The organism is Microbulbifer litoralis (assembly GCF_023634065.1).
GTDB classification, from domain to species: Bacteria; Pseudomonadota; Gammaproteobacteria; order Pseudomonadales; family Cellvibrionaceae; genus Microbulbifer; species Microbulbifer litoralis.
The window spans coordinates 88,164-102,129 of the sequence record NZ_JALKCV010000002.1 but is presented as its reverse complement, the minus strand read 5'-3'; the positions used below and the strand labels follow the sequence as shown (position 1 = coordinate 102,129).

Annotated in this window: 10 protein-coding genes and 1 CRISPR repeat array; of the genes, 1 reads left to right on the top strand and 9 read right to left on the bottom strand. The window is 56.6% G+C overall.

Annotated features, from left to right (window positions below):
• Positions 1-76: 76 nt before the first annotated feature.
• Positions 77-1,978: a BCCT family transporter gene (locus MWN76_RS03795; RefSeq protein WP_250459469.1), complete on the bottom strand. Its 1,902-nt coding sequence runs from the start codon at positions 1,976-1,978 to the stop codon at positions 77-79.
• Between the two features lie 121 nt (positions 1,979-2,099).
• Positions 2,100-2,387, bottom strand: a complete 288-nt coding sequence (locus MWN76_RS03790; RefSeq protein ID WP_250459468.1) for a hypothetical protein — start codon at positions 2,385-2,387, stop codon at positions 2,100-2,102.
• Positions 2,388-2,585: 198 nt separating this feature from the next.
• Between MWN76_RS03790 and MWN76_RS03785 the strand changes: the two genes are divergently transcribed.
• Positions 2,586-2,855 (top strand): helix-turn-helix domain-containing protein, encoded by a 270-nt coding sequence (locus MWN76_RS03785; protein ID WP_250459466.1) that lies wholly within the window; start codon positions 2,586-2,588, stop codon positions 2,853-2,855.
• 107 nt (positions 2,856-2,962) lie between these two features.
• A CRISPR array of direct repeats spans positions 2,963-6,182; the repeat unit is 32 nt; unit sequence GTTTCTATCCACGCACCCGCGAAGGGTGCGAC.
• Positions 6,183-6,358: 176 nt separating this feature from the next.
• Here the strand turns inward: MWN76_RS03785 and cas2 are convergent.
• The 7 genes from cas2 to cas3 are packed head-to-tail and all read right to left on the bottom strand — an operon-like array spanning position 6,359 to position 13,892.
• Positions 6,359-6,652 carry a CRISPR-associated endonuclease Cas2 gene (gene cas2 / locus MWN76_RS03780; RefSeq protein ID WP_250459464.1) on the bottom strand — a complete coding sequence of 98 codons (294 nt, stop codon included), beginning with the start codon at positions 6,650-6,652 and terminating at the stop codon, positions 6,359-6,361.
• Position 6,653: 1 nt separating this feature from the next.
• Positions 6,654-7,670 carry a type I-C CRISPR-associated endonuclease Cas1c gene (gene cas1c / locus MWN76_RS03775; protein WP_250459463.1) on the bottom strand — a complete coding sequence of 339 codons (1,017 nt, stop codon included), beginning with the start codon at positions 7,668-7,670 and terminating at the stop codon, positions 6,654-6,656.
• Positions 7,667-8,275, bottom strand: a complete 609-nt coding sequence (gene cas4 / locus MWN76_RS03770; protein WP_250459462.1) for a CRISPR-associated protein Cas4 — start codon at positions 8,273-8,275, stop codon at positions 7,667-7,669. The genes cas1c and cas4 overlap by 4 nt, the downstream gene beginning before the upstream one ends.
• 9 nt (positions 8,276-8,284) lie before the next feature.
• Positions 8,285-9,154 (bottom strand): type I-C CRISPR-associated protein Cas7/Csd2, encoded by an 870-nt coding sequence (gene cas7c, locus MWN76_RS03765; RefSeq protein ID WP_250459461.1) that lies wholly within the window; start codon positions 9,152-9,154, stop codon positions 8,285-8,287.
• Complete coding sequence (cas8c, locus tag MWN76_RS03760) at positions 9,151-10,941, bottom strand: type I-C CRISPR-associated protein Cas8c/Csd1 (RefSeq protein ID WP_250459460.1); 1,791 nt, start codon at positions 10,939-10,941, stop codon at positions 9,151-9,153. The genes cas7c and cas8c overlap by 4 nt, the downstream gene beginning before the upstream one ends.
• A complete protein-coding gene (cas5c, locus tag MWN76_RS03755) occupies positions 10,938-11,612 on the bottom strand; it encodes a type I-C CRISPR-associated protein Cas5c (protein ID WP_250459459.1) in 675 nt (224 codons plus the stop codon). Before cas5c ends, cas8c begins: the two co-directional genes overlap by 4 nt.
• Before the next feature lie 48 nt (positions 11,613-11,660).
• Positions 11,661-13,892: a CRISPR-associated helicase Cas3' gene (cas3, locus tag MWN76_RS03750; protein ID WP_250459458.1), complete on the bottom strand. Its 2,232-nt coding sequence runs from the start codon at positions 13,890-13,892 to the stop codon at positions 11,661-11,663.
• Between the last annotated feature and the right edge of the window lie 74 nt (positions 13,893-13,966).

The following is a 13,966-nucleotide window of genomic DNA, read 5'->3' as shown; positions in this document are numbered from 1 at the left end:
TTCCTCTACAGCTTCTTCCTGTGGGCCGCTCGCAGCAACATGAAAACCCCGAAACCCGGGGCGGTACAGACACTCGTCAACCCCCAACCTCCTTCAGCCGCGCCTCCCGCTCCGACATCGCCTGCCTGAAATCCTCCCACGCGGCCTGGGCGCGCCGGGTGGCATCGGCCTTGCGCTCCGCGGTGCCGATCACTTTCGAACCCAGCTCCGCCAGCCGGGTGGCATGGGGCTCCGATTCGGGGTCCCCGCCGGACCGGGACAGCCCGGCTTTGTAGTGCATCAACTCATCCAACGCCTCACGCCGCGCCCGGGTCGCCTTGGCAGCCCGGACCTTGTCCGCCTCGAAGCGGCGCAGTGCGATCCCCTCGTCGGACCAGGGATCGATATCCGGTATCTCTTCGATATTGATGATCGGGTTCTGGTATTCCGGATGGTGCATCAGGTCCAGGCGCGCCGCAGTCACCGCCGAGACAGCGAGCATCACCGTGATCACCAGCAGCGGCAGCCCACCCACGATTGCGGCGGTCTGCAGCGTATCCAGGCCGCCCAGGAACATCAGCGTGGCGGGCATGAACGACAGCGCAAAGGCCCAGAACAGCCGGTTCCAGCGCAGCGGCTCCTCGTCGATATTCGACTGCACCACCGAAGCGAGAATATAGGAAATGGAATCAAAGGTCGTCGCGGTAAACACAACTGCCAGCAGCGTGAACGCCGCGATCACCAGCTTCGACAGCGGCAGGGTTTCAAGCATGGAAAAGATCGCCGCGGTGGGGCCGCTCTCATCGAGCATGGCCACCACATCCAGCTCCCCGGAGAGCTGCAGGTACAACCCGTAATTGCCAAACACCATAAAGAACAGGAAGCAGCCCATTGAACCGAAAAAAATGGAACCCACCACCATCTGCTTGATCGTGCGCCCGCGAGAAATACGCGCGATAAAAAGCCCCATGCTGGGAGCAAAAACCAGCCACCAGGCCCAGTAAAAAATGGTCCAGTTCTGGGGAAAATGGGTATTCGCAAACGGCGCCAGGCCACCGAAGGGATCGGTCCAGGCAGCCATTTCAAAGAAATTCGAAAGCATGCGGCCAAGCGCGTCCAGCCCCGTCTCGAACATAAACACCGAGGGGCCCACCACAAAGATAAAGGCTAGCAGGCCCAGCGCCCCCCAGAAATTGATGTTCGACAACAGCTTGATGCCCCTGGAAAGCCCCGCATAGGCGGAGTAGGCAAACAGCGCCGTGCAGACCAGCAATACACCGATCTGCACGCCGATGGTCTTGGGCAGCCCGGTGAGGCTGCTGAGCCCCTCGGTAATCAGCGGCGCCGCCAGCCCCAGGGTGGTGGCACCGCCGCCCAGCAGGCCGAAGATAAACAACACGTCGATCAGCTTGCCGCCGGTGGACTGGGCACGATGCTCGCCGATCACCGGCATCAGCGCGGTGGATACCTTCAACACCGGTTTTTTGCGCACGTAAAAGAAATAGGCGATCGGCAGTGCCGGAATCAGGTAAATCGACCAGGCGATAAAGCCCCAATGAAACACGCCGTAGGTGGCCGCCCAGACAATCGCATCTTCGCTGCCGGGCTTCGCCTGGAATGGCGGATCCTGGTAATAATAGGCCCACTCGATGGGCGCCCAGTAGAGAATACTGGCCCCGATACCGCCGCAGAACAGCATCGCCGCCCAGGAACCGGTGGCGAACTCCGGTTTCTCGCCCGGATCGCCCAGGTGGATATTGCCGATATCACTGAAAATCACATAGAGCATGAAACCGAGCGCCGCCAGCCCCAGCAACAGATAGAGCGAGCCGAGCGTGTCGGTCATAAAACGCTTGGCCCACGCCACCCATCCAGCCCCCTCCGCCGGCCACAGGATCAGCGGCACTGTGACCAACAGCAGGAGCCCAACGGAACAGAGAAAGGTAAATCGGTCGATACGGTCGATGCCGGCCAGCTTCATGGCTTCCCACCCGGGCATAGGAGAATGGTGCGCAGGACAGGTCGTCAGGCGCCTTATTCAACCAGCCTAGTCGATAACCCGCGCGGCTGCCGGGTCATCTCCGCGCCGCCCACCAGACCGGCGCCCCCAAGGGGAAGCGCTATTGTTCCCGGCCGGCCACATCGACCTTCAGCGCCTTGATCAGGTGCCCGCACTCCTCCCACAGGTGCCTGACATACAGCTGCCATTCGATATCCAGGGATTCCCAGGCCTCAATGACACCCCGGCCCCGGGGAATGTACTCCATCCGCTCCAGGACAAAGGCGGCGGCGATCCGCTCCCTGTTGCTCTCATCACCGGCGCCCTTCTCCAACAGGCTGTGGGCGACCTGCAGGATCCTGTTCAGGGGATGTGGCAGTTGATCGATCTGTTGATGGGTGGATTGCATGGGGCCTCTCGAAAACCTGCAGCGTGAATTCACCGAGAAACTAACACCCACCTGCAAATGCCTCCAATTTCGAGGCGAAAAGTCAATCTGTTCGTTCGCGAAGATGCACGCATACCCGGCTGCCGTGCTTTCCCACACATCCGACAGATTCGTCTCGAAATTTGAGACATCTCCCTTTCCCTATAAAGTGAAGGGGAAATGTTCAGCTCATCCTTGTATAGCCCAGAGTACGACGCCCTCCGAGAATGGTTAAAAAGAGCCAGAGACACCGCTGGACTATCACAACGAGCACTTTCAAAAAAGCTCGGCCTTCATCACTCCATAATCGGGAAGCTTGAGTCTGGCGATCGGAAATTTGAACTGTACGAGTTCATAAACTATTGTGAAGCGATAAATGTACATCCTGCAGATGCATTCTTGTTTGTCTTAAAATCGTACAGGAAATACAACGAGAAAATGTCTTTCTAGGCTAGATTCACCTTTAAAAGCGAACAAACCTCTAGCCGTACTATTTTTCCATCCAATCGCGAAGGGTGCGACCCCGTCTTGCTTCTCGGTCACGGCTTGCCTCCCATGTTTCTATCCACGCACCCGTGAAGGGTGCGACCCTCTCTCCCTTCCTCTCTCTCCCCTCTCTGTTTCTATCCACGCACCCGCGAAGGGTGCGACGCCCGCCAGCCCGGCTTGATCGCCGTCATGCGCTGGTTTCTATCCAAGCACCCGCGAAGGGTGCGACAACGTTCGCCGAATACGTTGATTTATTCATCGCTGTTTCTATCCACGCACCCGCGAAGGGTGCGACGCGGTCACTCCCCAATAGCCGATGTAGTCGTAAATGTTTCTATCCACGCACCCGCGAAGGGTGCGACGGGCCGACGCGACCGCGGCCGGTATTTCCATGAGTGTTTCTATCCACGCACCCGCGAAGGGTGCGACTAATTGTTGCTGCTGCCGGTGGATTTCACGCGCAGTTTCTATCCACGCACCCGCGAAGGGTGCGACCCTCGCGTAGCCCCACGGCCAGCACTCGCACGGCGTTTCTATCCACGCACCCGCGAAGGGTGCGACGGCAACTACGCGCACCAGAACTTCCTGGTAGCGGTGTTTCTATCCACGCACCCGCGAAGGGTGCGACATCACATAGCACTGGCAGCCCCAGGCGTTCACGGGGTTTCTATCCACGCACCCGCGAAGGGTGCGACCTTCGGAGACTATCCAGAAACCGACCACGACTGGGTTTCTATCCACGCACCCGCGAAGGGTGCGACGGCCGTGCGCCATGCGTCATACAGTTCCAGCAGTGTTTCTATCCACGCACCCGCGAAGGGTGCGACCTTGCTGTCGATTTTTTCGTAGGTGAGGTCATTGCCGTTTCTATCCACGCACCCGCGAAGGGTGCGACGGCCGGCAGACGCCAGGGCAGGGCAGTACAGCACGGTTTCTATCCACGCACCCGCGAAGGGTGCGACGCCCGGTGGGAGACCGTCCGGCTCAATAGGATGCAGTTTCTATCCACGCACCCGCGAAGGGTGCGACCCAGCTCATCCCCGCCCACCGCAATACAGCGCGGGTTTCTATCCACGCACCCGCGAAGGGTGCGACACTCAGCGTCTGTCGCGTTATATCCGCGTACTGTGTTTCTATCCACGCACCCGCGAAGGGTGCGACGTGAATGACTATGAAAACCTATCAACAGCAACTCGTTTCTATCCACGCACCCGCGAAGGGTGCGACCTACAGAGGGGGTCACAGCCATATCAATCGCAGGGTTTCTATCCACGCACCCGCGAAGGGTGCGACTGGCGGAGCTGGCGGAGTTGGTCGCGCTCTGCTCAGTTTCTATCCACGCACCCGCGAAGGGTGCGACCTGCGGTGATGTGCTTGCCGTAGGCGCGGGCGTAGTTTCTATCCACGCACCCGCGAAGGGTGCGACCAGCCACTTCCGCGGCCGGGATCACCTTCAGCCTGTTTCTATCCACGCACCCGCGAAGGGTGCGACGACTACGATGTCCATATCTTCGACACACCTGAGTTGGTTTCTATCCACGCACCCGCGAAGGGTGCGACGGTGTTGCTGCGCGGCGAATCCGCGGCGGAGTATGTTTCTATCCACGCACCCGCGAAGGGTGCGACCGTACGCGGCATACACCGCCGGGTTCAGCTGAGTGGTTTCTATCCACGCACCCGTGAAGGGTGCGACCTCCAGTCTCTGGTCGCACCCTGGGCCAGGTCAGGTTTCTATCCACGCACCCGTGAAGGGTGCGACTCTCTCATTTTAGTGTCTTGTACTTCGTGGGTGTTGTTTCTATCCACGCACCCGTGAAGGGTGCGACTTGCGAATAGCATCCTCTACCAGCAGCTCAGCGAAGTTTCTATCCACGCACCCGTGAAGGGTGCGACTCATTAGTAACTCGGGGCGAGTCACCGGATATTGGTTTCTATCCACGCACCCGTGAAGGGTGCGACGGCCTGGATGGGAGGACTTTATTACTGGTCAGTCTGTTTCTATCCACGCACCCGTGAAGGGTGCGACTTTCAAAGTACGGATGTCTCAAACTGTTGTCAATAGTTTCTATCCACGCACCCGTGAAGGGTGCGACTCGTTGCCTGGCTTGCAGGATCAAGAAACGTGATGTTTCTATCCACGCACCCGTGAAGGGTGCGACAATCAAATGGCAAATCAAACTCCCAAGACGGTGAAGTTTCTATCCACGCACCCGTGAAGGGTGCGACGTCTCAAAACTGGCTACGTTTAAGGTGGCACGTATGTTTCTATCCACGCACCCGTGAAGGGTGCGACTTCACTCCCTGCCCTCCCGGTTACAGTTATTGACAGTTTCTATCCACGCACCCGTGAAGGGTGCGACCCATACACTCATGCCATGCACTAGCCCTCTCGAGTTTCTATCCACGCACCCGTGAAGGGTGCGACCAGATTATTACGGTCTTAAAACGGATGGTAGTGAGGTTTCTATCCACGCACCCGTGAAGGGTGCGACAGTCAATTCGGCGCGCGGGCGTTGCCGGTGTGCCGTTTCTATCCACGCACCCGTGAAGGGTGCGACTTCACGGCCTCTTTGCTGATCTGTCCACGCTCGCGGTTTCTATCCACGCACCCGTGAAGGGTGCGACGGAGCCTCGGTAATAATGACTCCCCGGTTGAGAGGGTTTCTATCCACGCACCCGTGAAGGGTGCGACTGCCGAGTGCGAAGATTCGAAGTAATGCGCGGAGGTTTCTATCCACGCACCCGTGAAGGGTGCGACCCGAATAGCGCGACCCAGCAAGAGGGTATGGATATGTTTCTATCCACGCACCCGTGAAGGGTGCGACATCACCTCTTCGAATTCGCCTACTTTCATTTCTCTGTTTCTATCCACGCACCCGTGAAGGGTGCGACGGATTAGGGAATGGGCGAGACGAAACAAAAACCCCGGTTTCTATCCACGCACCCGTGAAGGGTGCGACGTTTAAAACTGATAAAGAGGACTATTATCAGCGTGTTTCTATCCACGCACCCGTGAAGGGTGCGACAATTGTGAGAGTTTTTCCTTTTACCATTACGTCCGTTTCTATCCACGCACCCGTGAAGGGTGCGACGGAGTGATCGCTACGGCATTATCGGTGCGAATCGTTTCTATCCACGCACCCGTGAAGGGTGCGACAACAGCACATCAATTGACCGGTAATTAGGAGCGTGTTTCTATCCACGCACCCGTGAAGGGTGCGACGAAAGTGCCGTCGCGGCAATGGATAATAGAATAGTTTCTATCCACGCACCCGTGAAGGGTGCGACGGCAATATTCTAAGTTGTTAAAGAGCAAAGAAAAAATCGGTGATATCCGCTAACCAATAGCCATAGCTCCGAAATCAGCCGCAATGCCTGATCAAAAAATATACAAAACTAGAGAATTCAATAACTTGGATGGCCGCTAGCCTCCCGGGGGGTAAATGAGAGCTGTAGGTTAGCGGCTACAGGATAAGCGCATCTCGCACGGGGTCTTCAACCGACTTGGCTCCAAAGTGCTCAACCCGTTGGCGTCCGCGTTTTCCGAGCGAATAGAATCTAAGACTATCCTCGTCCGAATCGTAGGTTTCTAGCAGGCGGTTCTTGAGAAAAGTCAGCTGCGCTGGATCGACTTCGCATTCAAATACCGAGTTTTGAACACGGACACCATAATCCTGGCAGATCTTGGAGATATTCCTCAAGCGTTTACGGCCCTCGGCCGTAGTGACACTGACATCGTAGGTAACAAGAACCAGCATATTATTTCACTACATAGGGCGTGTAGAACTCAGTATCCCCCCTCAAATGGCGGGCGAGAAGTAGCGCTTGGCAATGGGGAAGCAAGCCAATTGGTACCTGCTCCTGTAGATAGGGATGCGTCAATTCTTCTTGCTTTCGCTCCTGGTAAAGCGTGAGCAATTTTTTTCGTGCATCATCTTGCAAGCGTACAGCACCACTCGCTTCAGTAATAAAGTCACTGACCTGAACCTGGCGCCGATTAACCAAAGTGAGGACAAAGCGGTCCGCCCAAGATGCGCGGAATTCTTCCAGCAAGTCCAGGGCCAAGCTGGGGCGGCCAGGCCGGTCTTTATGCAGATAGCCGACATAGGGGTCGAGCCCTACCCCCTGTAATGCCGATACACACTCCTGGGTAATCAGAGAGTACACAAAAGACAGCAGAGCATTAACTGGATCCGTAGGTGGGCGACGGACCCGGCCGCCGAAAGCAAATCCAGAGCCCCGCAGTAATTCATCGAATACAGAGAAATAGTTAGCCGCCGCGTCACCTTCGATACCGCGCACTTCATCCACAGATCTGGCACTGCGCGCACGCCTCAGGCTCGACGCAAGTTTCTCCGATGTATCACCGAGAACAGGGTTCTCTCCGTGATTTCTTAGCTCCCGTAACAGCACCGAGCGGCTGTTGGCAATCTTGGCAGCGACAAATAGGCGGGCAATAGCCGTGCTGTGCTCATCACTGTCCGCCCGGCGATACTGGGTCCGGCGCAGCAGTACATTACCGGTCTGGCGTCCCTGCACCCGCGCCAAGAAGCGGCCGTACTCTGTATAGTAAGCGATGCCAATGCCATTATCCGCACAGAACCCCATTAGGAAGGGCGAGACTGAAACCCGGCCAAAACAGAGAATTCCGCCGAGAGAAAGTGCAGGAAATTGACCCAGCTTTTCATTGCCTTTTTTGATGACAACGGTCTCCCGCTCCTTGTGAAGATAACTCTCCTGGCGGGTGATATAGAGAGTATTGAGCAATTTTTTCACGGTTCGAATAACTTCCTTGCATAGAGCGCAGAGCCATCTCGGCGAAAGCGTTCCGGACCACACAAATCGCGTAGGGAGCAGGCTCTACAACGGCTTTTCTCGACTGTAGGCCTCGGGGTCTCGCCCCGCTCAATCAATACATGACACGACTCGACTGCCGTGAGAGTCTCCTGGCGAATCTCCTCCGTCAGCGCAACCGATTCGCGACGCCGGACTTCCCAGTACCAGATAGCCCCCTCCTCTACACGAACAGAACGCATTTCTTCAATGCACAGTGCCTGGGCGCACACCTGGATACGATCCCAGCTCTGAAGCTTGGGTTTGCCACGCTTGTACTCCACCGGGATATAACGCCCACCATTGTGAACTTCCAGCAGGTCCAGCTTTCCGGTGAGCCGATATTTTTCGGAACGCAGCATGACACTGCGCTCAAACCGCACATCCTTGCGCTGCTCAGCCGCACCGGAATCCACTCGCTCGTGCAATATACGACCCTCGGCCGTGTAGCGGTTTTCTGCCCAGGCCCGCTCCACATGGATCAGCGAAAATTGTCGCGGGCAGTAGGCGTAATGCTGCAGAGCGGAGATGGGCAAGAAATCATCCATGATATCTGCCTACAGTTTCTCCTCGACAGAAACGCCCTGCGGTACGGATTCCGCATCCACTGTGACACGGTAGTCACAGAAGCCACGGGCAGGAGTATCATCAGCACCCTCCACACGCTCGACTTGGACTGTGTCGAACAGTTTGTGAGCCGGCGCATTGCCCATGGGGTGCTCGTGCTTGAATACGATTAACTTACGCGCCGCCATTTCGCCCCGAGCTGCGGATCGATCATGCTCGAACATATTGACCAGAGAACGCCACAGTAGCTCCAGATCTTCTTCAGAAAATCCAGTGCGCTCAGCAAGTTTGGCTGAAATGTAGCCGTGAGCACGATACAGGCCGTAGGGTACGATGTGCTTCCGGCCCATGGTTCGTTCTTTTTCCAGATCTCGCTCGTTGGTGACTGCCATACGGGTGATGGAAACCTCCATGGGAAGTACCGGATCTATGGAGGTGGCGAATGCCATCTGGATCGGTCCACGTACCTGGCCGGCATTGACTTCAGTGGTCATCACCGCCCCAAATGCGCGGACATCGAAGAAGTTTTTACACATCCACCTAGTCAGCTCCCGGGCTTTGGCTTCCTCCTTGGGCAGCTTCTTGGACACCGGCTCTACCTCGAGAGCCTCATAGGCCTTCTTGTGCTGGTTGTTTAATACCGACTTTTCCTGCATGTAGATGCCATAGCCGGATTCATCCTCTTTTTCCAGATTCACATAATTGCGAATCTTTCGCTTCAGGCAGACATCAGTCACCAGGCCCTGATTGGTCTCAGGGTCCAGACGCGGCAGGTTTCCCGCATCCGGATCGCCGTTGGGGTTGCCGTTGGTAACGTCGAATAGATATACAAACTCGTAGCGATTGGCGATGGCACTCATGATTCTTCTCCTTCCTTAACATTGGATTTCTGGCCGCTGAAACGTGCCTTATTCTGGTGATAGTAGCCGATGGCAAAGCGTCCCTGCGCTTCGATGCGTAAGCTCTTGGGGAAACTGGCCGGAAGCTTGTCCACTATCTCGTTGACATCTTTCTCAAGATTCACTGCTGCCCCCCGATTGTCTTTACGCAAACGGCCGAGGTGGTGCTGGGCATTACGCACGAGAACGGGAAAAATACTGGCGGGAGTAGCGGAGGCAGCGCCGTAATATCGGTCACGGATGGTTGCGTTGATATCGCGGCCCAGTGCCGATTGTTGAATATCTTCCAGGGCGGCGAATAGCCGTCCCAACAGATAACCGGGATCGGCATTATCGGTATCGAGACTCATGGAAATTTCCTTCTCTTTGGCTTTGTTGGCAATACGCGACTCCCTGGTCAATACTGCTTTACACAGGGCCACGCGCAATGGCGATAGATCGCCATCGGCACGCATACGCATAATCAGGTTGGAAAGCAGGCTACGGGGATAGCAACGGCCGGTGAGAATGGCGCGTGTCATCTCGCCGGCCAGCTGCGGTGGAATATCATCGGACTTTGGCTGGCTACCTTCCCGGTGAGGTACCGTCTGCAACAGCAACCGCCAGACGGAAGGCTCTGTTTTCCAGGGTAACGGTGTCAGTTTCATATCCCGGTAATGTTGTCCGAGACGTTCTGCGAAGCTGTGCAGCAAGCCGGTTTCCCAGAAACGCACCGAAAGCCGGGAAGCATTGGGGGCAAGACCGAGAATATACAGTCTGGTAGTGTCTTCGAGCTCTGGATCGATCTCCCGGAGAGGCCTGCCCTTGACTACAGCGTCCAAAGCTGGCCGCAATTTGGCGGTTTCGGAAGCATCCGTTGCCGAAGGGTTAAGCAGGTCGGCAAATACCCCTTCCGCCTTCTCGGCTTGACTAGCTGAGTCGGCCTCCGCCCAGAAAACCACCGAAGTGTCTCCCAGTTGCAGCCGCTGTCGACTTCCCTTGCGGAGCAGATGATTCAGAACTGTGATATAGGCGAAGGCTGCCTGCTCGGATATTGGAGCATTCTGCCCCTGGGAGTGTCCATAAGACGTGAAGGCATCCAGATTGAAGGAGACAATAGACGCGCCAGCGGTCTGAGCCCCATAAACGCCCTTGATCGAAGGGTGCAACAGGGCCACCGGCCGACGTTCTCCGCTAACCAGACAAACTTTGCTGGGGCTTTCAGACTGCTGCAGCATAGCCTGGCGCAAAAAATGCGCTTCTTGGCATTCATGGAGATAGGCCTTCTCTCCATCCAGGCGGAAAACAAAGTTTCCATCCAGCATGGATTCTGAGAACAACGGAGACTCGGCAAACATCTCCGGTGTCCACCAGTCTAAGAACGCCAGCAACGCCTTGAGAGCCGGGCTTTCGCAGCCTTCCAGCAACTCCTGATGGATATTTTTAAATGCCTGATGCGTTTCAATCGCTCGTTTCCGTGACTTTGCATCCTCTGCGGAGGCGACTCCCAGTACGTATGCAGATTTGTCCCACAGAAAACAAGGCGCAATATTCACCGATCTCTTGGGTGGCTGAGGGAGGGTCAGTATTGCGGGAACAGGCTTCTTTCCTCTGGTATCGCGAATATCCTGCACATCTACCAAACTGCCATTCTCAGCCAAAATTAATGCATAGCTAATTTTTTCCTGACTGAAACCAACCGGAGCAATGCCTTCCTCTCCACTTTCCACCAGCCGATGATAGTAGCCATCCAGCGCCGAGAGAATCATGCCTTAACCTCCTCGCTGAACGACCGCGGAACCTCTATCAGTCCATCGCGCATACACGCTCGAAAATAGTGCGGCTCGCAGTCACTGCTGAAATTAAAATCGTGCAGCATCCAACCGAGATCACGCTCGCCGGACAAAGATATATCAGAATCCGGCTCTGGTTCATCGGGTTCAACCAGCCGGAAATCGGCCGGAAACTCCCGCACCCCCAGACAGGGCGCATGGAAATACTGCCCCTTGCGCGCCCGGCGGTTAAAGATATCCAGGTGTTTTCCCTCTGTTTCACCTTCGCCAGCTTTGCCAGTCAGCTCAAAGTGGGCCTCGATCACATAGGCAACATCACGCAATATCGTGGCGGCGCGCTGCTGCCTGTCCTGATCCACATAGTTGACCAATCCCTCAGTGCTGCCGGCCTTCATCGCAGAACTCACATTGCGTGCACTGATCTTGCTCCCCACTTCATTGCGGCGGATAGACTCGAAACGGATCGGTTTGAGCACCTGAATCCCGTCGATTACCCAGCGAATCGCGGGTTTCCAGTGAATCGCTTCCAATATGCCGCGCGCTGCCGAGGGAGTGATTACGTCGTAACTCACCCGCTCCACCTTCATTTCCGGTCTGGTAAAGCAGGCGCGTTCGCCCCAGATCATCAATTTTATTCCGTATGCCATTACTCTTGCTCTCCTAAATCCTATCCGCACCGATGGGTGGTGACCTTCTTACATAACCGACTTTTCTGCGCTGATAAATGTGGGCTCATCCCAGTCGAGCCCATACTCGTCGTGGTAAAGATCTCCATTCACCAGCTCCATAAACTGCTCGCCAAATAGCTCCGGTCGTACCGGCTGTACAGCGCCTGTTTCTCGCAACGCACGAAGCGCACGCTCTGGCAGCTGTACCAGATAGGGCTGCAATCTGCGTGCTAAACCTCCACAGGATTCTGCCCACTGAAGTTGACGCAGTGCCTTCTGCGCCTCTTCGTCGTAGGGTATGATCACCGGCAACATAGCGCTGTCGATCATGCGGAATTCCTTGGCCAGCTTTTCGTAGGGAATTCCCTCCAGACGTCCTTCCTCGACCATTTTCAGCATATCCGCCCCCAATTGTTCCTTACCCTTGATCCAGTAAAGTTCACGGAAGTAGTCACGGATGGCAGCGAGGGACAACGGGTTTTCATAGCGGCGAAAAACGGACCTGGCGGCGCCGGCGAACTGTTCCACATCCGGCGGTGTGGGCCAGTCACTGGCTACGGCAAACACATAGACGTTGCTCTGCGCCAGGGGCCGCTTGCCTTCACGATTGCAGCGCCCGGCCGCCTGGGTAACGGAATCCAGGCCGGCCTCCGCGCGATAAACCGTTGGGAAGTCCACATCGACACCAGCCTCAATCAGGGAAGTGGCAATCAGCCGGCAAGGCTCGCCGTTTTGAAGTCGCTGGCGAATGGCCTTGAGCGCGGCACTGCGGTGCCTGGCACACATCAGAGTGGTAAGATGACGCGCACCCGGCAGGTGGGAGATCGACTGGTAAAGGCTGCGGGCGTGACGACGGCTATTGACGATGCAAAGTACCTGCTCACTCCCGGCCAGCTCGGCCACCAGCTCCTCATCAGTAAGCGGGCCCCTGTACTCTACTCGGACACGTTCCAGTTGACGCTGCAGGTCTTCCGGTTCCGGGGCCAACTCGCACACATTCTCCAAGCCATTGGCGAATCCCTCGTCCTTCTTCAGTGCCGGCTGGGTGGCTGTGCAAAGCACCAGGCTGGTCCGATAGTTCAATGCCAGTTCGTCCATGGCGGCAACACAGGGCATCAGTAGCTTGAGCGGCAAAGTCTGTGCCTCGTCGAGAACCACGACGCTGCCGGCGATATTGTGCAGCTTGCGGCAGCGCGAGCCGCGGTTGGCGTACAGGCTCTCGAAGAGCTGCACGGATGTTGTCACGACAATCGGCGCTTCCCAGTTCTCCATTGCCAGGCGCAACTTGTCTCTGGATTCCCGGGTTCCAGAACTCTTGTCGTCGTCGACAAACGCACTATGGTGCTCGAGCACCGCTGCCTCACCCAGCTCTCCCAAGGCTTCGCGGAACACCGCTGCGTTCTGCTCGACAATGCTGGTAAACGGAATAACAACGATCACCCGACGCAAGCCATGGGCAATGGCATGATCCAGGGCAAAGGCCAAGGTTGCGAGTGTTTTCCCACCGCCAGTGGGCACATTGAGAGAAAAGAGCCCGGGCTCTAGCCCAGCTCTTTCGCGCACATGCTGCAGAATCCCAGCGCGAATGCGGTTGACCTTCGAATCCGCCGTGAAACGACCGAGATAGTGGTCCAACCGCTCGCGCAACGCAGGTAAAGAAGGAAACCTCTGGTCGCGCCCCTCAAGCCCCTTGTCCTTGCGCAGATAAAAGGCTTCCGTATCGAGATAATCCGCGTCAACCAGGCAGGAAAAGAGCATGCGGCCCAGGAAGGCAAGCTGGAAAGCGCCGCGCTCCGTTGCGGGGCGAAAACCTGCGGGCGGTGTCAGCGCCTGCAGCAGCTCGATTTCGCGCTCCCAATGCGGTAGGAGCTGCGGCAGTTCCTTTCTCAAACGGTCTTTGAGGCTGGTGCGCTCCCCGCTGTCACGGCCATTGGCGAGGCCCGCGTGGTGGCCGGCAATCGCGTAGGCGAGCAAATGCCCTAGCGGACCGTACCGCTCTACTGCCATCACCGCGCCGTGGGTAGCGTGATCCACCCGCTGGGAGCTTCCCTCCAAGCGCTGTTGAAATTCGTCCGTGTACTTGCCGAGATCGTGCAACAACCCTTCGACTCGGGCCAGATCCTGCCCCCCGAAAACTGCAGCTTTCTGCGCAGCCAGTTCTCCCACAGCAGAAAGGTGGTCAGCCAGAGATTGCCAGTCCGCCTTGTCAGACCTCTCTGTAGAGTGGGCGTAAAAATCTGTTCGCTGCAATCTGGACACACGATGTTCCTTCTTTCGCTTTCTGTTCACGCAACCCTATCCGGAGCCCTCAAATTGACCAACACTGCACAAAT